Below are 21,534 nucleotides of genomic sequence, written 5' to 3' on the forward strand. Positions count from 1 at the left end.
GGAACGGAACATGGCACGACCGATCACGCTGTTCACCGGTCAGTGGGCCGATCTGCCCTTCGAGGAGGTCGCTCGGCTGGCCTCGGAGTGGGGCTACGACGGCCTGGAGATCGCCTGCTGGGGAGACCACTTCGAAGTGGACAGGGCCCTGGAGGACGACAGCTACGTGCGGCGCAAGCAGGACGTGCTCGACAAGCACAACCTGAGGGCCTGGACGCTGTCCAACCACCTCCTGGGGCAGGCCACCTGCGACTACCCGATCGACGAACGCCACCGCAACATCCTGCCCGCCGAGATCTGGGGAGACGGGGATCCCGAGGGGGTGCGCGAGCGGGCCGCCGAACGGATGCGCGACACGGCACGAGCCGCGGCCGAGTTCGGGGTGGACACGGTGGTCGGGTTCACCGGTTCGCCCATCTGGTACACGGTAGCGATGTTCCCGCCCACCCCGGACGAGATGATCCAGCGCGGCTACCGCGAGTTCGCCGACCGCTGGAACCCCATTCTCGACGTCTTCGACGAGTGCGGGGTCCGCTTCGCGCTCGAAGTGCACCCCAGCGAGATCGCCTACGACTACTGGACGACGGTCCGCACCTTGGAAGCGGTGGGGCACCGCTCCGCGCTGGGGTTGAACTTCGACCCCTCGCACTACGTCTGGCAGGGCTTCGACCCGGTCACCTTCCTGTGGGACTTCCGCGACCGCATCCTGCACGTGGACTGCAAGGAGGCCCGCATGGGCACGAGCGACGGGCGCAGCGGAGTGCTCGGCTCGCACCTGCCGTGGGGCGATCCGCGGCGCGGGTGGGACTTCGTCTCCACCGGACACGGACACGTCCCCTGGGAGGACTGCTTCCGCGCGCTCAACGCGATCGGCTACGACGGCCCGATCTCCATCGAGTGGGAGGACGCGGGCATGGACCGGCTGGAGGGGGCTCCGGAGGCGCTGGAGTTCGTGCGCAGGCTGAACTTCACCCCGCCCTCGACGGCTTTCGACTCCGCCTTCGGCTCGGGGGGCTGAGCCGGACACGGGGGGCGGGCACCGCTCGGGAGGAGCGGACCGGCTCAGCCGTCGGCGCGGACGGCACCGGGACGGCCTCCCGAGCGCCCGGGCTTGCCGGGCGAACTCCAGGAAGGGCGCTACGCCCCCGTGGGGCAGGTGTTCGCGCACGGTCCGGTGCGCGCGGTGGAGCGCACGCACCTGCCTGCCTCGGCGCGGACCCCGCCCACGGTTCCCCCGAGGTCGCCGGAACCGTTCCGCGAGCGCACCAACCCGAGTCCACCAGTTCGCCTCATCGCGTTGGCCGTGCAAGCTCCGCAGTGGACGCAGTGGCTGCGGAGAGCTCGCCGAGGTGGAGGCCCACGTGGTCGAGACCGGTGCGAAACCGGCCAAGCCATCACTGGCGCGAGCGCTCGTGGAGCGAACGACGTACTCCGGGGCAGAGTTTCCGCGTCGTGTCCAGGAACGCAGCCAGAGCAGGTGACCTGTCGTCCGCGCGAAACGAAAGCACCAGCTCGGGCAGCTCCACGCGCGGTTCGACGTCGCAGATCCAGGTGCCCGCTCGCGCGGCCGCACGCATGCGGGCCGGGCCGAGACCGACGCCCACTCCGCAAGCGGCCAGCCCGATGATGGTGTGGAGGTCCCGTGCTTCGGTCACCGCACCCGCCCCCGGGGCCGCGTCGCCCAGCAACTCCCGCAACCGCGCGATGGTCGCCGGCTCCTCGGCCTCCGGCGCCACGATCAGCTGCTGGTGCTTGAGCTGCTCCACGCTGACTTTCGCCTGGCCGGCGTAGGGATGCGCGGAACCGACCACGGCGACCAGGTGATCGCGGTCGACCGCAACCGACACCAGCCCCTCCGCACCGACCCCTCTGGGCACGCCGCGAGTGATCGTCACATCCAGTTCCCCGTCGATCAGCGCGGCGGCACTGCTGGCCGTGGACATCTCGTGCAGTTCCAGCCGCACGTCCGGGCGATCTCGACGGAACCGACCCAGCACCGAGGGCAACAGCTCCAGCAGCGCGGAGCCGATGAACCCCATCCGCAACTGGCCGGTCTCGCCCCGGGCTGCTCGACCCGCTTCGGTGGCGGCGGTCGACATCTCGCACAACGCGCGACGCGCCCTGGTCAGAAACACCTCGCCCGCGGCCGTCGGCCACACCCCGTGCGCGGTGCGGTCGAACAACCGGACCTCGAGTTCCCGTTCCAGCGCCGCGATCTGCTTGGACAGTGGTGGCTGCGCGATGGCGAGGGCCGCCGCGGCACGACCGAAGTGCCGGTGCTCGGCCAGCGCGAGGGCGTAACGCAGGTGACGTTTCTCCATACCCATCGCAACGCTCGCGTCGTCGATTTTCATGCCGGAGGGGTATAAGAACCCGATGTGTGGGATATCGCGAGTGCGAGCCATGTCGTCCGCCTGCTGCTCTGAAGCCATGAGCACTTCGACTCCCTCCCCGATCAGCACGACGGACACGGTGTTCGTGCTGGTGCACGGCGCCTGGCACTCCTCCGCGCAGTGGGCCCGCACCCAACGTGCCCTCGCCGAGCTCGGCGCGAGCAGCGTCGCTGTCGACCTGCCGGGCCACGGCCTCGCCGCCCCGCTGCCCTCCGGCTACCTCGATGGCGACCAACCCCGCCTCGACACCGAGCCCTCCGCGCTGGCCGGGCTGTCCCTGAACGAGTGCGCCGAGACGATCCTGTCCACCTTGCGGGCGGTACGACGGCACCGCAACGTCGTGCTCGTCGCGCACAGCGCGGGCGGCGCACCGGCATCACTGGCCGCCGAGCTGGCTCCCGAACTCGTGGATCGCATGGTCTACCTCTCGGCCTTCTGCCCGGCCGGCCGTCCTCGGTTCATCGATTACCTCGACGCCCCGGAGCAGACCGACACCGCGCGCGGAAGGGCCCTGTCCGTTGGCGACGCCGCGGCTCTCGGGGCGATCCGGATCAACCCGCTGTCCCGCGACCCGGAATACGTCGAGGAACTGCGGCTGACGCACTACACCGACACTCCCGCCGAGGAGTTCGATCGCTGGCGGCTGGCCCTCAGTCCCGACCTGCCGATCGCGATCCCGAGCACCCCGGTCGCCCTCACCCGGCAACGGTGGGGACGCATTCCGCGCACGTTCATCCGGTGTGCCGCGGACCTCGCGTCCACACCGGCCATGCAGGACCTCATGATCGCCGAAGCCGATTCGGCCGTACCGGACAACCCATTCACCGTGCGCAGCATGCCGGGCGGTCACTCACCATTCGCCGCCCGCCCCACCGAGCTCGCCACGGTGCTCGCACGATGAGCCGGGACACGCGTCTCGTCCTGCCGGTCGTACTGTGCGCGACCTTCATGCAACTGCTCGACGTGACGATCGTCCAGGTCGCCATCGAGTCGATTCGACATGACCTGCGGGCGGACACCGGCACGTTGCAACTCGTCCTGGCAGGCTACACGCTCACCTACGCGTGCCTGCTGATCACCGCAGGCAGGCTCGGCGACCGGTACGGTTACCGACTCCTGTTCGTCACCGGGATGTCGGTGTTCACGGTGGCCTCGGTGAGCTGTGCCGCAGCACCCACGGCGGCTCTGCTCATCGTGGCCCGACTCGTCCAGGGCGCGGGCAGCGGCTTGATGGCCCCGCAGGTGCTGTCACTCATCCAGACGGCGTTACCCGAGCGACGGCGGTCGCACGCGCTCGGGCTTTTCGGCGCCACGATGGGCATCGCCTCACTCACCGGTCCGCTCCTGGGGGGATTGCTGCTCAAAGCAGACCTCTTCGGCCTCGGCTGGCGAACAATCTTCCTGATCAATGTGCCGGTCTGCCTGTTCGCCCTGGTCGGCTCCATCCGACTGCCCCCCGCGCGCGCCGTTGCCGACCGGCGGATCGACCCGGCCGGCGTGATACTCACCACGACCGGGCTGGGGCTGCTGGTCCTGCCGCTGACGATCGGCGCGGGTGCAGGCTGGCCGATCTGGACCTGGCTGTGCCTCGGTGCCTCATCGGTCCTCCTGGCGACGCTCGTGCGCACGCAACTACGCAGTCGCGAGCCGCTGCTGCACCCCAGCGTGTTTCAGGACCACACCGCCCGCACCGGCACCCTGCTGGTCTTCGCGTTCAACGCCGGAGTGCCGTCGTTCACCTACGTGCTGTTCCTGCACCTGCAATCCACGCTTGGCTACCCGCCACTCGAGGCCGCCCTCGTGTCGATTCCCTACCCTGCAGCGGCGGTGGTTGGCAGTCGCGTCTCGACGCGGATCGCCGCGCGCTTCGGCATCCAGCTGCTCACCGCGTCCGCGACGCTGCTCTCCCTGGTCACGGCGGCACTCAGTACCGGGGCCGGTGACCACCGGTGGGCACTCCTGCTGCTGCTCGCGGTCGGTGGAGCCGCGCTCGGCGCCTTCACCGCGTCGGTGTTCTCCGTCGTGCTGTCCGAGGTCCAGTCTGCAGCCATCGGCTCGACTTCCGGACTGCTGCCCACGGCGCAGCAACTCGGCGGCACCGCGGGGGTGACGCTCGGCGGGCTCGTCTTCACCATGTCGGCCCCGTCGACCGCGTTCGAGCACGCGATGATCTACGAAACGATCATTTTCCTGGCGAGTTCCGTGATCAGCGTCAGGCTCGGCCGAATCTCCACAACGAGCGGGTCGCACCGTGCGGGCGCGGAGATCGCGACCGGCTAGCGGGGTGCTCATCGAGTTGCGCTCGAGGAGGTGGTTCTCGCCGCGTCCTCGAGCCGGCTCACCGAAGCACGCGGATGCGGGGGGCATCGCAGCGGGGGCGATGCCTCGTCGGGCACAGAGCTCGTCGATCGGGCATTCGCCGCACACGCAAAAAGCCCGGTACTCGCCTGAGTACCGGGCCTGCGATCCACTGTCTCGAAGTGGAGCTGCGGGGAATCGAACCCCGGACCTTCTCGATGCGAACGAGACGCGCTACCAACTGCGCTACAGCCCCGTGGCTCCCCGGCTGTCCTCACCGAGTGCTTGTACAGCATAGCAACCGTCTCAGCCGGGCGAGCACCCCCCCTCCAAAACAACGAGAGGCGTCATTCTCCCACCGCACGGCGGTACGGCTGCCAGAGTCGATCGTCCAGCTCGTCGAACTCCGGATCCTCGTCGTCAATGTCCAGAACCTCCACCCCGGAGCCGCTCCGGACGTGGGAGTTCCCGACGCCCCACCCGGACTCGGAGTCGGCGGGGTCCTCCACGTCCTCCGCGGCGGCGGAGGCCTCCGCACGGGAAGGTTCGGGGCGGTCGTGCTCCTGCTCGGAGCGCGGCCGCTCCCCGTTCATCCGAGCCAGCCTGCGGTTGCGCACGTCCTCCTCGATCCGCACCTGCCGCCGCAGGTACCCCAGGTAGCCGATCAGGGACAAATCGACGATCACGTGGAACCACCACAGCACCGACCAGAAGAACCCGGCCAGCAAAGCGGTCAGCACGGCCACGACGAGCATCACGAGCACGATCCGCTGTCTGCGGGCGTACTTGGTCCGCGCGGCCAGAGCGGCTGCGTCCGGGTCGAACCCACCGCGCCCGGGGCGATAACGGCGCCCGGAACGAACCTCCTCGCCACGCACACCGCGCCACTGCTCCTCGTCGGGCGCGTCGAAATCCTCGTCGAGATCCTCGTCGAGCTCGGCGCCGTCCGTGTCGTCGTGCGCCGTGTTCGGATCGACCTTGCCTTCACTGTCGGGCATCGCGAGCGCCTCCTTGCCCTTGTTCCCGCTCGAACCGCCGGTCGACGCGGAGCGACGTTCCCCACCGCGGCGAATCACCCGTGCGGACAGGGCGGTGTCCGTCGTACGGGAAACCTCCTGCCTGCGACGCGCGAACATGGGCACCAGAACGATGAGCCATGCCGCCGCGAGTGCCACGAAAATCAGCGAGCTGAGCACACCTCGCCACCTCCCCCTGGCAAACGGCGGCACACACCTGCACTGTCCACGTTATCCAGAACGTTCATCCCCGTCTTGGAGACACGCCGCCGACGATCGGTTCCCTCGAACAACGACAATCCCACGAAGGAAGCAACACCGGACTCCGCGTGCGCAACAACTCGGCCCCGTCCCCACTCGAACGGAGGAGTGCGCAGTCAGGGCCGCCGCGCCCGCCCGGAACGGACCAGCGCGCTCGTCACCCCGTCGGGGATCTCCTCCGCGGTCAACGCGTAAACCAGGTGGTCCCGCCACGCCCCTGCCACGTCGAGGTACCGCTCGAACAGCCCCTCGCGCCGGAATCCCGCCTTCTCCAGCACGCGAACGCTCGACGTGTTCTCCGGGCGCACAGTGGCCTCCAGCCGATGCAGCCCGACGGGTCCGAAGCAGTGGTCCACCGCCAGGGCCAGCGCCGCCGTGGCCACCCCGTTCCCCGCCGCGGCGCTGGAGACCCAGTACCCGATCCAGCCGGAGCGGAGCGCGCCCCGGATGATGTTTCCCACCGTCAACTGACCGACCAGCGCCCCGTCCAGGGTGATCACGAAGGGCAGCACGTATCCCCGCCGGGCCATCCCGCGCAAGGCGGTCCACTGGCCGAACCACGCCGAGGCCGCGTTGCGCTGCTGCCAGTCACCGCCCGAGGGCTCCCAGCGGCGCAGGTGCTCCCTGTCCCGCAGCCGTATCCCGCTCCAGTCGGTGGCGTCCCGCAACCGCGGAGGGCGCAGGCCCACCCCGCCCCCCTCGGCCACCAGCGGCCCGAGGCGGGCGGGCCACCCAGGGTGCCTGCCCTCTGCCGGATCGGGGGTCGGGACGGGTCCCGCCATGGCTTGCCTGCGCTCCCATCGGACGAAGCACTGCTACTCGGACCAAAAAACCGCGAGCCCGGCGACACGCACCCTCGCGGCGACTCGTTCAGGAACGTTGGGACAGAAAACTGACCCGGAGGCGCTCGCCGGGCGTGGCTTCGCTCACCTCCTCGTCGAGCGTCATGAGACAGTTGGCCTCGGCCAAGGGCGCCAGCAGGTGCTCCTCCGAACCGCCGACCGGTTGCACCAGATAATCCCCGCCCTCGGAGTCCCGCAGCAACCTGCCGCGCACGAAACCACGTCGCCCCTTCATGGAGGAGACCGGCGAGACGAGTTCGGCCGTGATGATCCGGCGGTGCGGATTGGACTTGCCCAGCGCCGAACGGATGATCGGACGCACCAGCACCTCGAACCCCACGAACGCGCTCACGGGGTTGGCCGGCAGCAGGAAGGTCGGAACGCGGTCCGGTCCCAGCAGCCCGAAGCCCTGCGCGGAGCCGGGGTGCATCGCCACCCGCTCGGTGTCCAGCTCGCCCAGCTCGGACAGGCAGGACCGAACACGGCTTCCCACCGATCCCCCCGCGCCGCCCGCGATGACGACGATCTCGGACAGCAGCAGCCTGCCCTCGACCACCTCCCTGAGGCGCTTCGGGTCGAAGCCGACGATTCCCACTCGCGTGACCTCCGCGCCCGCGTCCCTGGCCGCGGCGGCCAGCGCGTAGGAGTTCACGTCGTAGACCTGCTCCGTCCCGGGAGTGCCGCCCGGGTCCACCAACTCGTCGCCCAGCGAGATCACCGAGACGCGCGGCTTCGGCTGCACCAGCACCTTCTCCCGGCCGACGGCGGCGAGCATGGCCACCTGCGCGGGACCGATCGCGGTTCCCCGCCGCACGGCGACGTCACCCTCCCGCACGTCGTCGCCCTCGCGCCGGACGAACGCGGCGGAGGGGACCGAACGCAGCACGGTGATCCGATCCGACCCCCACTCCGTGTCCTCGACCGGGACGACGGCGTCCGCCAGGGTCGGCAGCGGCGCCCCGGTTCCGACGTGGACGGCCTGGCCGGGCTGGAGCCTGCGGGACTGCCGCGAGCCCGCCGCGGCGTCCCCCGCGACGGGGAGCACGGCGGGCTCGGTGTCCGCGTGCTTGACGTCGACGCTCCGCACGGCGTATCCGTCCACGGCTGCCTGGTCCGCCTTCGGAAGCGCTCGCTCGGCGACCACCTCCTCCGCGCACGACAACCCCTGCGCCTCCGCTATCGCCACCCGAACAGGTGAAGGCCGCACGGCGGCCGCGAGTATCCGTGCAAGCTGCTCATCCACTGATCTCATGGCTGTCGACCTCTTCCGCGAAGACACTGTTGCCGCGCGAGCCGGAACCGGCACGGTGCGGCGGAAATCAGCTCCGATCCAACCGCTGCCCCAGCCACTCCCGCAGTTCCGACGCGTACTCGGAATCCCGCAGGGCGAAGTCCACCGCAGCCTTCAGGAATCCGCCAGGATTTCCCAGGTCGTGTCGCGCACCTTGGTGGACCACAACGTGTACCGGGTGCCCCTCGGCGATCAGCAACGCTACGGCATCGGTCAGTTGCAGTTCACCGCCGGCACCCGGCTCGATGCGGCGCAGCGCGTCGAAGACCGCCCGATCGAGCAGATAACGCCCCGCGGCGGCCAGGTTCGAGGGCGCGTCGGCCGGGTCGGGCTTCTCGACCATCCCGTGCACCCGCTTGACGCCGGGATCGTCCGTCTCGGAGACCTCGAAGATCCCGTAGGAGGTGGTGCGCTCGGGCGGGACGTCGAAAGCGCACAGCACGCTGCCTCCGTGGCGGGCACGCACCTCGGACATCCTCGTGAGCACGTCCGGTTCGCCCTCCTGCTCCGGATAGACCAGGTCGTCCGGAAGCAGGACGGCGACGGCATCGTCGGAGTCGTCGAGGTTGTCCTCGGCGCACCCGACCGCGTGTCCCAGCCCCAGCGCCTTCTCCTGGAAGGCCACCTCGGCCTCGATCAGCTCGGGAGCTCTGCGCACCTTGCGCAGCAGCTCGTTCTTGCCCCGCTCCTCCAGCGTCGCCTCGAGCTCCGGGTTCCGCTGGAAGTGATCGATGACCGAACGCTTGTCCGGGGCCGTGACCACCACCATTCGGTCGGCCCCCGCCTCGGCGGCCTCGGCGGCGACCAGCTCGATGCCGGGAGTGTCGATCACCGGGAGCAGTTCCTTGGGGACCGATTTCGTCGTCGGCAGGAAGCGCGTGCCCAGTCCGGCCGCGGGCACGATCACGGTGCGGAAGCCCGCAGCCGTTCGCGAGTTCGTCTGACTACTCATAACACGCGAGCCTAGCGATATTCGCTACCCTTCGTCGCTGTGACGCTCTCCGCTGACGAATTGGCCCGAAAAGAGCAGTGGCGCCGCGAGCTGACCGCGGGGCGCTCCGCCACATCGGGAACCGCGCGTGCCGAAGCCAACGAAGCCCTGCGCACAGCCGTGCTGGAGCACCTGAGGTACTCGGGTGCGACGACCGTGTGCGCCTACGTCCCCGTCGGTTCCGAACCGGGTTCGCTGGAGCTGGTCGACGGGATCCGCGAGCACGGCTGTCGCGTGCTGTTGCCCATCGTGACCGGCAGGCAGCCGCTGGAGTGGGCCGAGTACACCGGCCCCGACTCGCTGAGTCGCGCCGGATTCGGCTTGCTGGAGCCGAACAACTCCCCGCTCGGGATCGATGCGATCTCGACGGCCGAGCTGGTGCTGGTCCCCGCTCTCGCCGTGGACCGGCGCGGGGTCCGCCTGGGCAAGGGCGCGGGCTACTACGACAGGTCTCTGCCGCTGGCGTCCGGGACGGCCGACCTGCTGGCCGTGGTCCGGGACGAGGAGTTCGTCGAGAACCTGCCCGCCGAGGCGCACGACGTGCGGGTGCACGGCGTGTTCACCCCGAGCGGAGGACTGTCCCCCCTGCCCAGGTGAGCGGCCTTCCGACCACCCGAAGGCGCGGAGGGCGACCGTGGCATCCTCGTGCAGCGCACTGTGACGCAGACCTGTTTGCGCCGGTAGCCCGGTGTGACGCATTATCGTATTGGCACTCGAGCTTCGAGAGTGCCAAAGTACGTCGATGTCAGTGTCCGGGGACCGGCACAGCGTGCCGCCACGAGCGACGCTCGCGCGTCGCCGTCCGATTCCGGAGGTATGAGACCCGTGCCCACTTATCAGTACGCCTGCACCGAGTGCGGGCACGACTTCGAGACCTTCCAATCGCTCAGCGAGAACTCGCTGACCGAGTGCCCGGAGTGCTCCGGCAAGCTGCGCAAGCTGTTCAACGCGGTGGGGGTCGTTTTCAAGGGCAGCGGGTTCTACCGCACCGACAGCCGGAACTCCAACTCCTCCAGCGAGTCCGCCTCCTCCGCGAACTCCTCCGGAGACTCCTCCGGCGGTTCGAGTCCCTCGAACGGGGGTTCGGGCTCCTCCGACTCCTCCGGTTCCTCCTCTTCCGGGGACTCCGGCGGCTCCGGCGCTCAGACGCAGGCTTCCGCCGCGTCGAACTGAGGATGGCCACCGGGTGGCTCCGCGCACCGGAGGGGCGCGCGGAGTCGCCATCCGTCCACAGGGTCCCGATCCGTCCACGGATCGGACGATCGAGGGCTTCGACGCTTCCCACACCGCCCTAAGTTCGGCGGTGTGCTCTTCACAGCGGTGAACGAAAGGAAGCGTCATGGCGAGCCGAACCGGCGGAGCCGAACCACGGCTCGGTGCACGACTGCGGGACCGCATCCGCGGTGCTCTGCCGTTCGGCGGACGCAGGGTCACCCTGCTGCGCCGTTTCGCGGCGGGAGGACTGCTGCTCACCGCGGTGGTGCTCGCCCTGCCCCTCGCCCCGGCCACCGGCAGGCGAGGCGAGCCCGTGCTGACAGCGGCTCACGAGCTGAGTCCGGGCACGGAGCTCACGGCCGACGATCTCGCCGTCCGGCGGGTGCCCAGCGGGCTGGTGCCGGAGGGCACCCTGCGCGACCGGGAGCGCGTCGTCGGCGAAGTCCTTGCACATGCCCTCCGGAAGGGCGCGCCCCTGACCGATCTGAGCCTGCTCGAGAACGCGCTGGCCCACGTCACGGCGGAGGACGGCGGACAGGCCGCTGTCGTGCTGCGTCCCGCGGAGACCGGGCTCGCGGAACTGCTCCGCCCCGGGGCACGCGTCGACATCGTCACCGAGCGGAACGGGCGGTCCGCCGTGCTGGCCGAACGTGCCGCCGTCGTCAGCACGCACCCCGCGGAGGAGGGCGAGCAGGCCGCCCTCGTCGTGGTGAGCCTCGATCGTGCGCGGGCCGCGGAAGTTGCCGCGGCGAAGCTCAGCGGCCCGCTGACGCTGACACTGCGCTAGGGGGCCGCCGACCGGACCCGCCGGGACTGGGCGAGCGGCGAACTTCGATCAACCGTGGTGCGGAGGGCGGTTCTCCCGGTACCACGAGTCCCCGGTTCCGCCCTCCTGCCGATCACGCTCGTCGCCGGTGGTTTCCGGCAGCACGTCACCGAAGATCTCCGCGAGCTTCCTGGAGCGACGCGGACGCTGCGGTTCCTCCGGAACCCGGTGTTGCCCCTCGGACACGAAAACCTCCTCCACGTCGTTCACCTCTCCAGGGCCACGGGAGGTTCAGCTCCGCGACCACCCACGACAAGCCAGTCCCCGAGAAACCTCCACCCCAACGCAAGCGCTCTGAGCCTGAGCCACCGACACCGCCGCGGGATCCCGCCACGCAACCACCCACGCCAGCCGACTCCCCGGAAAACCTTCCACCCCAACGCAGGTGCTCTGAGCCTACGCAGCCGGCACCGCCGCGGGTTCTCAGTCGAGTGCCCGGCGAGGACAGCCTCGACGTTGTGTAGGTCGCTACCCGATGTCGAGGATCCCGCAGCCGGGCGCCGACTGAGGTTCCGCCACGCAACCACCCACGACAGCCGCCCCGCCGAGGTAGTCCTACTAGATTTCGTCGATCCCGGAAAGCTGCTCGATCACATGCGTCACCAGCGGCGTGAGGGTGGCCATGCCGTCCCTGATGGCGGCACGGGATCCGGCCAGGTTGACGACCAGGGTACTGCCGGAAACACCGACGAGCCCGCGGGAAACCCCGGCGTCGACGGCGCCGGCGGCCAGGCCGGACGCCCGCAGCGCCTCCGCTATTCCCGGAACCGGACGGTCCAGCACACCGGAGGTCGCGTCCGGCGTGACGTCGCGGGGCGAAACGCCGGTCCCGCCGACCGTGATCACCATGTCGACACCGCCGATAACGGCCGTGTTCAACGCGTTCCTGATCTCCACTGCCTCCCCGGCGACGGCGACGTTGCCGTCGACGATGAAGCCCGCCTCCTCCAACAGTTCGGTCACCAGCGGACCGGTGGTGTCCTCTTGCTCGCTCTGCGCGACCCGGTCGTCGACCACGACCACCAGAGCCCGCCCCAACCGCTGCGCGTTGCGTTCCATGCCGGTCACCGTAGCGTTCAACGAGCCGATGTCCGGATCCAGTGGCTCGGAGAAGCTGACATCGCGCAGTGGGTGATCGACGACGCGGTTACCTCGACCGTCCATGTGTTGTCTCCTGCTCGTCGTGCGTTCCACGGGCTTTCCGCGTCCCCCGACCACGTGCGTCCCGTCCCGTGCTTCCCCGCTCACACGTCCCTGGCGGGGAGGTTCCCGCACCGCACCTCGGTGAGCGGGGCGTGGATACGGCTCGGCCCGCACACGCACTGCCCGACTCGCCTCGTTCGGCGAGTTGAAGGACCTGGGTCACTGCTCCTGACCGGTGAGCGTCGCCTGCACGGTGTGCTCGTTGTTGCCCTGCCTGTCGGTTACGGTCAGTGTGACCTTCGTTCCCGGAGCGTAGGACCTGATTGCCGCGACCAGTTCGTCACCGCTGGTGATGGTCCGGTCGTTGACCTTGGTGATGACGTCGCCCTTCTCGATACCGGCCTCGGCAGCGGGCCCGCCGGAAGGCACGTCGACTATCAGCGCACCGGAAGAGGCACGCCCGGTGATGTCGACCGTAACGCCGAGGGTGGTCTTGGAGGCGGTTCCGTCCTCGATGAGCTGCTTGCCGATCCGCTTGGCCTGATCGACCGGGATGGCGAACCCGAGGCCGACCGAACCGGCCTGGCCGGTTCCCGATCCGGGACTGTAGATCGCCGAGTTGATGCCGATCACCTGGCCGTCCATGTTGACCAGCGGGCCGCCGGAGTTGCCCGGGTTGATGGCCGCGTCGGTCTGCAGGGCGTTGAGCACCGTGGACTGGCTTCCGCTCTCCCCACCGGCCCGGACCGGGCGGTCCGTGGCGCTGATGATTCCGCTGGTGACGGTCCCGGAGAGCCCGTAGGGCGAACCGATGGCCACCGCTCCCGAACCGACCTCGACGTCGTCGGAACGACCCAGGGTCGCCGGGGTGAGCCCCTCGGCGTCGGCCTTCACCACGGCCAGATCGGCCCACGGGGCGGTGCCGACCACTCGCAGCTGCTTCGAGCTGCCGTCGTTGAACCGGGCGACGAGGCCTCCGCCTCTGCCCCCGGCCGTGGCCACATGGTTGTTGGTGAGGATGTAGCCGTCCTCGCTGATCACGATCCCCGAACCCGAACCGGAGGAAGAGGAGGAGCCGCCCGCACCTCCTGCCTGGATCTGCACCACGCTCGGCAGCACGCTGTTCGCCACGGCCTGCGCCGAGCCCGGCTCGGCCGTGCCGGTGCTGGAAGCGGGCTTCGGTTGGTCGAAGGAGGTGACCGGGGAGGAACCGTCGGTGAGCTGGTTGACGGCGTAGCTGCCGACACCACCACCGATCAGGCCGACCACGGCCGCGAGGGCGGTCACGCCCGTCACGAACTTGCCGCGTCCGCTGCCGCGCCCGCCCCGCTGGTTCGGCGGTACCGGCTCGTGCTGCACCGCGGCCATCCCCTGGTACTGGTACGCCGCGTACTGCCCCTGCTGGTGCGGGTCCTGGGGCTGCTGCCCCTGCGGGTGGGTGCCGTACTGCGCGGCTCCCTGCGGCATCTGCTGGGTGGTGGGATAACCCTGCTGCCCCGGGGAGTGCCCGGGATGCTGCGCTCCGGGCTGTGGCCCGGCCTGCTCACCGGGGTGCTGCTGCCACGCGGGCGGCGGCTGCCCCACGCCGTACGGTTGCTGGGGCTGTTGGGGTTGCTGCGGAGCGTAGGGCGAGCGGGACCACGCGTCCCCCGCAGTGGCCCACTGCCCCCCACCGGACTCCGGGGTACCCCCCGGCTGCTGTTCCGGAGCCCGTTGCTCCCCCTGCGGGTGCTGCTGGGGTGTTCCGCCGAGATCCCGCGTTTCGTCCGCGGAGTCCTGCGGCCCGGAGCTGGGGGAACTCGTCCCCGGGACGTCCTGCCGTGCCGCTTCGGGGAACTGCTGTTGCTCGTGTTGCTCGGTGGAACCGGAGGAGCCCTGCTCGGGAGGAACGGCACCGGTGGTGCCGCTCTCGCCCGCGGCTTCCCGCTGCGAGCCGTCGTCCCCCGGTGCTTGCGGCTCCTCCTGTCTTCTCTCGGAGAAACCGTTGTTCTGTTCGGTCATGTCTCCACCCTGCGTCATGCGACTGAGAACCGCCTGAGATCAGACTGGGAGTCGAACGATGATTGTCCAAGGAGTCGTCTCCCCGGATTCGCGCGGGCGGTTCCGGGCGCCTCCGCCGGACCGGCACTCGGGCCTGGGGGCCCGCACAGCGACGTCCGGCCAGGCCCGCGGCGGCACCGGCCGCGCGGGTGGACGTGACCGGTGCCGCTGCCGGGCCCGGTGCCCGCGAGAGATCACACCTCCCGCAGGCGTTCGGCCACCTGCTCGGGGGTCACGTCGCTGACCCAGACGCCCATGCCCGACTCGGACCCGGCCAGGTACTTGAGCTTGTCCGCCGAACGGCGCACCGAGAACACGTTCAGGTGCAGCCAGGAGAGGTCCCTGCCCGTGTTGACCGGTGCCTGGTTCCAGGCGGCTATGTACGGCAGCGGACTGTCGTGGAGCCGGTCGAACCTGCCCAGCACGTCCAGGTACACGGCGGCGAAGTCGTCGCGTTCCTCGTCGGTGAGCTCGACCAGGTCGGGCACCTTCCGGTGCGGAGCCAGCATGACCTCCACCGGCCAGCGCGCGGCCGGGGGCACGAACGCGGTCCAGTGCTCGGAGTCGACGATCACTCGCCGGCCCCCGGAGCGCTCGGCGGCGAGCACGTCGCCGAACACGTCCCCGCCGTGCCGCTGCCGGTACTGCTCGGCGACACGCAGGTGCTGGGCGGTCTTCGGGGTGACGAAGGGGTAGGCGTAGATCTGCCCGTGCGGGTGGTGCAGGGTCACGCCGATCTCCTCGCCCCTGTTCTCGAAGCAGAAGACCTGCTCCACGCCCTCCTGCGCGGCGAGCTCCGCGGTCCGGTCCGCCCAGGCGTCCACCACGGTGCGCGCCTGCCGCTCGCTGAGTCGTGCGAAGGAGCCGCTGTGCTCGGAGGTGAAGCAGACCACCTCGCAGCGCCCGCGGGCGGGGGCGTGGGCCACCACCGCGTCCGTCGGCAGCTCCGTCGGCAGGCCCGCGGAGGCCTCCGGGGAGTCCTCGCCGGGGAACCGGGTGAACGAGGGGAAGCGGTTCTCGAAGACCGCCACCTCGTAGTCGCTTTCCGGGATCTCGCTGAGCCTTCCGGGGGAACTGGGGCACAGCGGGCACAGGTCTGCCGGCGGCTTGTACGTGCGCGTCTGGCGGTGCGCCGCCATCGCGATCCACTCACCGCTCAGCGGGTCCCTGCGCATCTCCGAGGGGCCCGGCTGCGGGGGCAGCTCGCGGTCGTCCTCGGCCTGCCTCGGCGGCGCCGAGGGGTCCGTGTCGAAGTAGATGATTTCCCTGCCGTCGGCCAGTCGCCGCGCGGTCCGCCTCACTTCTCGTCATCCTCCTTCGGATTCGTTTCCTCCGAGGAGCCGGTCGATGCGCCGTCGGCCGCGGCGACGGGTGCGATCGCGAGCTCGGAGACGTGTTCGTTCAGCGTGGCGCGGGCTTCTTCCGGAAGGCCGTCGTCGGTCACCAGCACGTCGGCTTCGTCGAGTCCGACGATGGTGGAGATGCCGACGGTGGACCACTTGGCGTGGTCGGCCAGCACGACGAGGCGGTTGCCGGTGCGGGCCAGTGCGCGGTTGGTCTCGCTCTCGTCCAGGTTCGGGGTGGTGAATCCCGCCCTGGTGCTCATCCCGTGCACACCGAGGAAGACCACGTCCAGGTGCAGGGACTGCAGCGCGCGGACGGCCACCGGCCCGACGAGCGCGTCGGACGGGGTCCGGACCCCTCCGGTGAGGATCACCGTGCGATCGGTGCGGCCGCGCTGCTGCAGCACGTCAGCGATCCGCACCGAGTTCGTCACCACGGTCAGGTCGGCGACGTCGTCGAGGTGCCGCGCCAGGGTCCAGGTGGTCGTGCCCGCGGACAGCCCCAGGGCCGTTCCGGGGCGGATCATCTCGGCCGCGCGCAGGGCTATGGCCTTCTTCTCCGCGGGCTGGTAGACCGACTTGGCCTCGAATCCCGGTTCGTCCGTGCTGCGGTCGAGCACCGAGGTGGCTCCGCCGTAGACCTTCTCGACCTCCCCGCGGGCGGCCAGCGTGTCGAGGTCTCTGCGGATGGTCATGTCCGACACGCCCAACCGCTGAACCAGATCGCTCACCTGCACAGCACCTGTGCGGCGCACTTCGTCCAGTATCATGTCCTGGCGCTGACGTGCCAGCATCGTCTCTCCAACCCACCGGGTGCGCCGGGTTCCGCGAGTCCTGCGGTGCGCACCGGACGGCGGCAGCCCTCGAACCGCGAAGGCACCGGCCTCCACGCGTCCCGGCGAGGCTGTTCAACGCCACCGAGCCGGCCCGGTCACCCGCAAGTCCACACAAAAACAACACAAAGCAACAACATCCTACAAGACTGCGCGTCGAAACCAAGCGCGTCGGCTCCAACACGACACCGCCGCTCGGCGCGGCCCGCTCAACCGCTCTCGGCCGGGGCGCTCGGGCGGCCGGGCAGGTACATCGAGAGCAACGTCCCCCCCTCGGGGGCGTCCCCCACGCGCACGCTGCCCCCGTGCCGCTCGGCGACCTGCTTGACGATCGCCAGGCCGAGCCCCGAACCGCGCAGCGGGCGGGCCTCGGTGGAGCGGTAGAAGCGCTCGAACACGTGCGGCCGGTCCTCCTCCGGGATCCCCGGACCGCTGTCGGCCACCTCCAGCACGGCGAACCCGGCGTCGTGCTGACGCGACTCCACCCGGACGGTCCCCCCGGCCGGACTCCACTTGGCCGCGTTGTCCAGCAGGTTCAGCACGGCCCGCTCGAGCGCCGTGGCGTCGCCGAGCAGCGTCCACGGCCGCAGCCGCACGTCGAACTCGATCTCGGAGGCGCGCCTCCGCGCCCTGCTCGAGGCCCGCTCGACGATGTCGACGAGCTCCACGGACTCGTGCACGGCGTTCGGCGCGTCCTCCCGCGCGAGCTCCACCAAATCGCCCACCAGCGCGGAGAGCTCCGTGAGCTGGGCCTGCACGTCGTCCAACATCTCGGCGCGGTCCTCATCGGACAACCAGGGGGTGTCGGGCTTGTCCGAGGCGATCAGCAGTTCGAGGTTCGTCCGCAGCGAGGTGAGCGGGGTGCGCAGCTCGTGCCCCGCGTCGGCCACCAGCCTGCGCTGCTGTTCCTGCGACTCGGCCAACGCGCCGAGCATCTTGTTGAAACTGGTGGTCAGGCGGGCCAGCTCGTCGTCACCGCTGACCGGGATCGGACGCAGGTCCCCCGTGCGTGCGACGCGCTCGGTCGCCGCGGTCAGCCGCTGCACCGGACGCAGCGCCGGACGCGCCACGGCGGTCCCCGCGGCGGCGGCCAGCAGGATCCCCGCACCGCCTATCACCACCAGGACCACGCTCAGCTGCGCCAGGGTCGCCTTCGTCGGGGCCAGCGACTGCGACATGACCAGCGCCATGTCGTCGCCCGCGGGCAGGGCGATCACCCTGTTGTTGGTGGACTCGTCGGTGCGCAACGACGAGGGGGACTCCCCCCTCGCCACGGCGAGTTCGGGCCGGCCCCACGGCGGCGCCTCGCCCGGACCGGTGACGGCCTTGCCGTCGGCGGAGACCAGGCAGATCCGCAGGTTGGCCGCGGCGTAGAAGGCGGCGGGGACCGACCGCAGGTTCGGCTCCAGCACCTGCGGACCGGACACGGCCTGGCTCGCGCGTTCCTGCAGGTTCTGGTCCACCTGCTCGTAGAGGCTCTCCCGAACGGTCACGAAGGCCCCGATGGAGACCAGCGCGACCGTTCCGGCCACGCAGATGGCCGCCAGCAGCGTCACCCTGCTGCGCAGTGAGACGCGCTGCCATCTGCCGCTCTTCCCCTCGGTGGGCTGCGCCTCGATCAGATCGGGCGGTGGTGGTGCCGGTGCTGTCACGGCGGAGTCTCCCGAAGCACGTATCCGACTCCACGGACGGTGTGGATCAAACGCGGTTCGTTCGAGGCCTCGGTCTTGCGGCGCAGATAGCCGATGTAGACCTCCAGCGCGTTGCCCGTGGTCGGGAAATCGTAGCCCCACACGTCCTCGAGCAGCCTGCTGCGCGTCAGCACCTGCTTCGGGTGGGCCATCAGCAGTTCCAGCAGCGCGAACTCGGTCCGCGTCAGGCTGATCCCGCGCTCACCCCGGCGCACTTCCCTGGTTCCCGGATCCAGTTCCAGGTCGGAGAAGCGCAGCGGCTCCGGCTCCTCCGCCCCCGCTTCGGGGGGCGAGGCCCTGCGCAGCAGCGCCCGCATCCGAGCGAGCAGCTCCTCGAGCGCGAAGGGCTTGGGCAGGTAGTCGTCGGCTCCCGCGTCCAGTCCGGCGACCCGGTCGGAAACGGCCTCCCGCGCGGTGAGCACCAGGATCGGCAGGTCGTCCCCGGTGCCGCGGAGCCTGCGCGCGACCTCCAAACCGTCCACCTTGGGCATCATGACGTCGAGAACCATCGCATCCGGGCGTGCCGCGGCGAGCGAGTCGAGGGCCTGCTGACCGTCCGAGGCCAGCTCGACCTGGTAACCGTTGAACTCCAGGGACCTCCGCAGGGACTCCCGCACGGCACGGTCGTCGTCGACGACGAGAATGCGCATGTCCCCCAGTCTTACCCGAACCCCTGAGAACAGACTGAGAAGCGGGGCCATGTCACCGGCGTGTCGAAGGTTCCATGACCGGGGTCACACTCGCCCGAGAAGTCCTCGCCACGCGGACCGGCGGAGGAGTCCGCGGGGTCATTCACGTCTCGGCCCACTGGGAAGACCCCCCGCACGCACGGCAGGATGGCGAGGATGACAGCCGGACAACCACGGGGGGAGCACTCCCCGCAACCGACATCCGATCTCTACGACGTGATCAACCGACGTCGTGACGTGCGTTCCGAGTTCACCGGCGAGGAGATCCCGCCCGAGGTGCTCCGGCGGGTGCTCGGCGCCGCGCACAGCGCTCCCAGTGTGGGGCTCTCCCAGCCGTGGGACTTCGTCCTCGTCCGCGACGAGGCCACTCGCCGGGCCTTCCGCGAGCACGTGCTCGCCGAGCGCAGCGTCTTCGCCGCCGAGCTGAGCGGGGAGCGCGCCGAGACCTTCTCCAAGATCAAGGTCGAGGGCATCGTGGAGTCCTCCATCGGGATCACGGTCACCTACGACCCCGAGCGCGGTTCCCCCGACGTGCTCGGACGTCACGCCATCGCCGACGCCGGGCTGTACTCCGTGTGCCTGGCCATCCAGAACCTGTGGCTGTCCGCCACCGCCGAGGGACTCGGCGTGGGCTGGGTGAGCTTCTACCGGGAGGACTTCCTGCGCAGGCTGCTGGACATCCCCTCGGGGGTGCGACCGGTCGCCTGGCTGTGCCTCGGCCCGGTCGCGGAGCTCGCGCAGCAACCCGACCTGGAGCGGCACGGCTGGCGCAGCAGGCTGCAGTTGGACGATGTTGTGCACGACGGCAAGTACCGGCACGATTTCACCCGGTAGCCTGATGCGCGAAGGTCGCGTAATCGACGCGGACTCCCCGGGGACCGAGCCGCCGCGGCTCGGCCGGACCCGGTGACTTCGCGATCTCGGAGTGCGAGGACGCCGTGGAACAAGACGATCCGATGCTGGTGGGCCGGATACCCGAGCAGGACCGTCACGTGCGTCTGTTACTCGACTCCGGGCGGATCGAGGAGTCCGAGGCCGCCTTCGACGACACCATAGCCAGCTCCCCCAACCTGGTCGGCGGCGAGTGGAGTCGCCCGGTCGTGATCGTGCACCGGGCGCTGCTCGCCTGGCGACTGGGGCGGGTATCGCTGGCGCTGGAGCTCGCGGCCGACGCGTGGGCCGAGCTGGACGCGGAGTGGCGCAACGACGCCTCCACCGCGCACGCGCTGAGCATGCTCGGCTACCTGCTCGAGGGGCACAGCACGCCGGCGCTGGAACTGCTCGCTCGCTCCGTGCGGATCGCCCGGGAGGCGGGCGACCCGGAGACCCTCGCGCACTGCCTGCTGCGGGAGGGGACCACGCTGGTGGCCCGCGTGCTGATGCACGACGTGCGCTCGGAGCGCTACCTCGTCGACGGGTTGGAGAAGTTCAACGAGGCGATCGAGCTCACCTCGTACGGGGCGCTGCGCAGGCGGGCAATGGCCAGCAGCGCACGCGCGCTGGTGGAGCTGGGCAGCGTCGAGGCGGCCCACGAACGGGTGCTCGAGGCCCTCGAGGACGCCCGGCGCACCGACGACCTGTTCGGCGAGGCCCTGTCCTACTGGACGCTCGCCGAGGTTCACCGCAGGCGGGGCGAGCTGGAGGAGTCCAGGACCGCGGCGAGCCGGGCGCTGCACGGGGCCGAGCTCAGCAAGGACACGTTGCTGATCACACGGCTGTCCACCGACCTCGGGGCCATCTGCAAGCAGCTCGGTGACCATGTGGGCGAGGCCACCGCGTTGCGCAGGGCGCTGCGCGCCTCCGGCAACACCGTCAGCGTGCTGCGCGAGGGGCTCGCCCAGGCGCTGGAGCAGCGGCGCATCGCGGTGCACGCCCAGCGCAAGGCCAACGCGGCCGAGGCCGCGGCGCTGCGGGACCCGCTGACCGGGCTGGCCAACAGGCTCGGTCTGGAGCGCTACGGGCCGGGGCTGATCGAGCGGAGCGCCTCCAGGGGGTGCATCCCCTGGCTGCTGTTGCTGGACGTCGACTGGTTCAAGGACGTCAACGACAGGGCCGGGCACTCCATGGGGGACACGGCGCTGCGCGAGGTGGCCGGGCTGCTGCGCAGCGAGTGCCGCGGGGACGATCTGCTCTGCAGGTGGGCCGGGGACGAGTTCGTGATCTTGCTCGTCGACTCGACCGGTGACGGTCGGAACGCGGGGCCCGCGGTCGCCGAGCGCATCCGGGCCGCCGTGGACGGGCACGACTGGTCCCAGGTCCTGGGTGAGCTGGAACGTCTCCCCACCGTCAGCATCGGGGCCGCCGCGGGGCCGGAGCGGTTGGAGGACCTGTTCACCGCGGCCGACGTCGCGCTGTACCGGGCCAAGCACGGCGGGCGGAACCGGGTGGAGGTCAACGATTCCGAGCGGCGCGCGCCCCAGACCGTCGAGTGAGCTCGCGGGTGGGGTCGTGACGATAGGATCGGGCTCGTGTCGACGGCTCAGGACTTCTCCGGACCAGTTGGCCGAGGAGGCGTCGCCGAGTACAATATGGACGGAACCGCGAACCGCGAACCGCGAACCGCGAACCGCGAACCGCGAACCGCGAACCGCGAACCGCGAACCGCGAACCGCGAACCGCGAACCGCGAACCGCGAACCGCGAACCGCGAACCGCGAACCGCG

The 21,534-nt window shown here is 70.3% G+C and carries 20 protein-coding genes and 1 tRNA gene; 8 read left to right on the plus strand and 13 right to left on the minus strand.

The window, feature by feature from the left end; translation table 11 throughout:
- The first annotated feature begins 10 nt into the window (after nucleotides 1-10).
- Complete coding sequence (locus tag G9Q41_RS18905; protein WP_165633587.1) at nucleotides 11-1,018, plus strand: sugar phosphate isomerase/epimerase family protein; 1,008 nt, start codon at nucleotides 11-13, stop codon at nucleotides 1,016-1,018.
- Between the two features lie 376 nt (nucleotides 1,019-1,394).
- Here G9Q41_RS18905 and G9Q41_RS18910 read toward each other — a convergent pair whose 3' ends face one another.
- Complete coding sequence (locus G9Q41_RS18910; RefSeq protein WP_165633668.1) at nucleotides 1,395-2,321, minus strand: LysR family transcriptional regulator; 927 nt, start codon at nucleotides 2,319-2,321, stop codon at nucleotides 1,395-1,397.
- Nucleotides 2,322-2,430: 109 nt separating this feature from the next.
- On the opposite strand from G9Q41_RS18910, the gene G9Q41_RS18915 reads away from it, so the two are divergent.
- Nucleotides 2,431-3,294, plus strand: coding sequence for an alpha/beta fold hydrolase (locus G9Q41_RS18915; protein WP_165633586.1), 864 nt, complete (start codon nucleotides 2,431-2,433; stop codon nucleotides 3,292-3,294).
- Entirely contained in the window at nucleotides 3,291-4,673 is a 1,383-nt protein-coding gene (locus tag G9Q41_RS18920) for an MFS transporter (protein ID WP_165633585.1), read from the plus strand. The genes G9Q41_RS18915 and G9Q41_RS18920 overlap by 4 nt, the downstream gene beginning before the upstream one ends.
- A gap of 201 nt (nucleotides 4,674-4,874) precedes the next feature.
- Here G9Q41_RS18920 and G9Q41_RS18925 read toward each other — a convergent pair.
- The 5 genes from G9Q41_RS18925 to G9Q41_RS18945 all read right to left on the minus strand — a co-directional run bounded on the left by G9Q41_RS18925 (nucleotide 4,875) and on the right by G9Q41_RS18945 (nucleotide 9,053).
- Nucleotides 4,875-4,947: transfer RNA gene (locus G9Q41_RS18925), tRNA-Ala, on the minus strand.
- Between the two features lie 91 nt (nucleotides 4,948-5,038).
- The gene (gene glpR, locus G9Q41_RS18930) at nucleotides 5,039-5,887 is read right to left on the minus strand and encodes a gephyrin-like molybdotransferase receptor GlpR (protein ID WP_165633584.1); all 849 of its coding nucleotides are present in this window, start codon (nucleotides 5,885-5,887) and stop codon (nucleotides 5,039-5,041) included.
- Nucleotides 5,888-6,084: 197 nt separating this feature from the next.
- Nucleotides 6,085-6,750: a GNAT family protein gene (locus G9Q41_RS18935; protein WP_165633583.1), complete on the minus strand. Its 666-nt coding sequence runs from the start codon at nucleotides 6,748-6,750 to the stop codon at nucleotides 6,085-6,087.
- Between the two features lie 88 nt (nucleotides 6,751-6,838).
- Nucleotides 6,839-8,062: a gephyrin-like molybdotransferase Glp gene (gene glp, locus G9Q41_RS18940; RefSeq protein ID WP_165633582.1), complete on the minus strand. Its 1,224-nt coding sequence runs from the start codon at nucleotides 8,060-8,062 to the stop codon at nucleotides 6,839-6,841.
- A 67-nt stretch (nucleotides 8,063-8,129) separates the two neighbouring features.
- On the minus strand, nucleotides 8,130-9,053 hold the full coding sequence (locus G9Q41_RS18945; RefSeq protein WP_092524152.1) for a UTP--glucose-1-phosphate uridylyltransferase: 924 nt from the start codon (nucleotides 9,051-9,053) through the stop codon (nucleotides 8,130-8,132).
- 39 nt (nucleotides 9,054-9,092) lie between these two features.
- Here G9Q41_RS18945 and G9Q41_RS18950 point away from each other — a divergent pair, with 39 nt between their 5' ends.
- The 3 genes from G9Q41_RS18950 to G9Q41_RS18960 all read left to right on the plus strand — a co-directional run bounded on the left by G9Q41_RS18950 (nucleotide 9,093) and on the right by G9Q41_RS18960 (nucleotide 11,094).
- Nucleotides 9,093-9,689, plus strand: coding sequence for a 5-formyltetrahydrofolate cyclo-ligase (locus G9Q41_RS18950; protein WP_165633581.1), 597 nt, complete (start codon nucleotides 9,093-9,095; stop codon nucleotides 9,687-9,689).
- A gap of 228 nt (nucleotides 9,690-9,917) precedes the next feature.
- Nucleotides 9,918-10,265, plus strand: a complete 348-nt coding sequence (locus G9Q41_RS18955; RefSeq protein WP_092524156.1) for an FmdB family zinc ribbon protein — start codon at nucleotides 9,918-9,920, stop codon at nucleotides 10,263-10,265.
- Between the two features lie 166 nt (nucleotides 10,266-10,431).
- Complete coding sequence (locus G9Q41_RS18960) at nucleotides 10,432-11,094, plus strand: SAF domain-containing protein (RefSeq protein ID WP_092524158.1); 663 nt, start codon at nucleotides 10,432-10,434, stop codon at nucleotides 11,092-11,094.
- Nucleotides 11,095-11,142: 48 nt separating this feature from the next.
- Here the strand turns inward: G9Q41_RS18960 and G9Q41_RS18965 are convergent, their stop codons facing one another.
- From G9Q41_RS18965 to G9Q41_RS18995, 7 genes are all read right to left on the minus strand, one after another.
- On the minus strand, nucleotides 11,143-11,319 hold the full coding sequence (locus G9Q41_RS18965; RefSeq protein ID WP_165633579.1) for a hypothetical protein: 177 nt from the start codon (nucleotides 11,317-11,319) through the stop codon (nucleotides 11,143-11,145).
- Between the two features lie 372 nt (nucleotides 11,320-11,691).
- A complete protein-coding gene (locus G9Q41_RS18970; RefSeq protein WP_092527516.1) occupies nucleotides 11,692-12,192 on the minus strand; it encodes a MogA/MoaB family molybdenum cofactor biosynthesis protein in 501 nt (166 codons plus the stop codon).
- A gap of 303 nt (nucleotides 12,193-12,495) precedes the next feature.
- The gene (locus G9Q41_RS22100; RefSeq protein ID WP_242687644.1) at nucleotides 12,496-14,277 is read right to left on the minus strand and encodes a trypsin-like peptidase domain-containing protein; all 1,782 of its coding nucleotides are present in this window, start codon (nucleotides 14,275-14,277) and stop codon (nucleotides 12,496-12,498) included.
- Nucleotides 14,278-14,510: 233 nt separating this feature from the next.
- A complete protein-coding gene (galT, locus tag G9Q41_RS18980; RefSeq protein WP_165633578.1) occupies nucleotides 14,511-15,617 on the minus strand; it encodes a galactose-1-phosphate uridylyltransferase in 1,107 nt (368 codons plus the stop codon).
- Nucleotides 15,614-16,453, minus strand: coding sequence for a DeoR/GlpR family DNA-binding transcription regulator (locus G9Q41_RS18985; RefSeq protein WP_092524164.1), 840 nt, complete (start codon nucleotides 16,451-16,453; stop codon nucleotides 15,614-15,616). Before G9Q41_RS18985 ends, galT begins: the two co-directional genes overlap by 4 nt.
- Before the next feature lie 248 nt (nucleotides 16,454-16,701).
- The gene (locus tag G9Q41_RS18990; protein ID WP_165633577.1) at nucleotides 16,702-18,144 is read right to left on the minus strand and encodes an ATP-binding protein; all 1,443 of its coding nucleotides are present in this window, start codon (nucleotides 18,142-18,144) and stop codon (nucleotides 16,702-16,704) included.
- A complete protein-coding gene (locus G9Q41_RS18995; protein WP_092524166.1) occupies nucleotides 18,141-18,833 on the minus strand; it encodes a response regulator transcription factor in 693 nt (230 codons plus the stop codon). The genes G9Q41_RS18990 and G9Q41_RS18995 overlap by 4 nt, the downstream gene beginning before the upstream one ends.
- 195 nt (nucleotides 18,834-19,028) lie before the next feature.
- Here G9Q41_RS18995 and bluB point away from each other — a divergent pair, with 195 nt between their 5' ends.
- Entirely contained in the window at nucleotides 19,029-19,706 is a 678-nt protein-coding gene (bluB, locus tag G9Q41_RS19000) for a 5,6-dimethylbenzimidazole synthase (protein ID WP_165633576.1), read from the plus strand.
- Between the two features lie 104 nt (nucleotides 19,707-19,810).
- Nucleotides 19,811-21,304 carry a diguanylate cyclase gene (locus G9Q41_RS19005; RefSeq protein ID WP_165633575.1) on the plus strand — a complete coding sequence of 498 codons (1,494 nt, stop codon included), beginning with the start codon at nucleotides 19,811-19,813 and terminating at the stop codon, nucleotides 21,302-21,304.
- The last annotated feature ends 230 nt before the right edge of the window (nucleotides 21,305-21,534 follow it).

It is taken from the genome of Actinopolyspora sp. BKK2, from assembly GCF_011291845.1.
GTDB lineage: Bacteria > Actinomycetota > Actinomycetes > Mycobacteriales > Pseudonocardiaceae > Actinopolyspora > Actinopolyspora saharensis.

What these genes read in the sequence shown, in the direction of transcription:
- G9Q41_RS18905 (WP_165633587.1), top strand. Translation starts at nt 11, where the DNA reads ATGGCACGACCGATCACGCTGTTCACCGGTCAGTGGGCCGATCTGCCC.
- G9Q41_RS18910 (WP_165633668.1), bottom strand. Translation starts at nt 2,321, where the DNA reads ATGGAGAAACGTCACCTGCGTTACGCCCTCGCGCTGGCCGAGCACCGG.
- G9Q41_RS18915 (WP_165633586.1), top strand. Translation starts at nt 2,431, where the DNA reads ATGAGCACTTCGACTCCCTCCCCGATCAGCACGACGGACACGGTGTTC.
- G9Q41_RS18920 (WP_165633585.1), top strand. Translation starts at nt 3,291, where the DNA reads ATGAGCCGGGACACGCGTCTCGTCCTGCCGGTCGTACTGTGCGCGACC.
- G9Q41_RS18935 (WP_165633583.1), bottom strand. Translation starts at nt 6,750, where the DNA reads ATGGCGGGACCCGTCCCGACCCCCGATCCGGCAGAGGGCAGGCACCCT.
- glp (WP_165633582.1), bottom strand. Translation starts at nt 8,062, where the DNA reads ATGAGATCAGTGGATGAGCAGCTTGCACGGATACTCGCGGCCGCCGTG.
- G9Q41_RS18945 (WP_092524152.1), bottom strand. Translation starts at nt 9,053, where the DNA reads ATGAGTAGTCAGACGAACTCGCGAACGGCTGCGGGCTTCCGCACCGTG.
- G9Q41_RS18960 (WP_092524158.1), top strand. Translation starts at nt 10,432, where the DNA reads ATGGCGAGCCGAACCGGCGGAGCCGAACCACGGCTCGGTGCACGACTG.
- G9Q41_RS18970 (WP_092527516.1), bottom strand. Translation starts at nt 12,192, where the DNA reads ATGGAACGCAACGCGCAGCGGTTGGGGCGGGCTCTGGTGGTCGTGGTC.
- G9Q41_RS22100 (WP_242687644.1), bottom strand. Translation starts at nt 14,277, where the DNA reads ATGACCGAACAGAACAACGGTTTCTCCGAGAGAAGACAGGAGGAGCCG.
- G9Q41_RS18985 (WP_092524164.1), bottom strand. Translation starts at nt 16,453, where the DNA reads ATGCTGGCACGTCAGCGCCAGGACATGATACTGGACGAAGTGCGCCGC.
- G9Q41_RS18995 (WP_092524166.1), bottom strand. Translation starts at nt 18,833, where the DNA reads ATGCGCATTCTCGTCGTCGACGACGACCGTGCCGTGCGGGAGTCCCTG.
- bluB (WP_165633576.1), top strand. Translation starts at nt 19,029, where the DNA reads ATGACAGCCGGACAACCACGGGGGGAGCACTCCCCGCAACCGACATCC.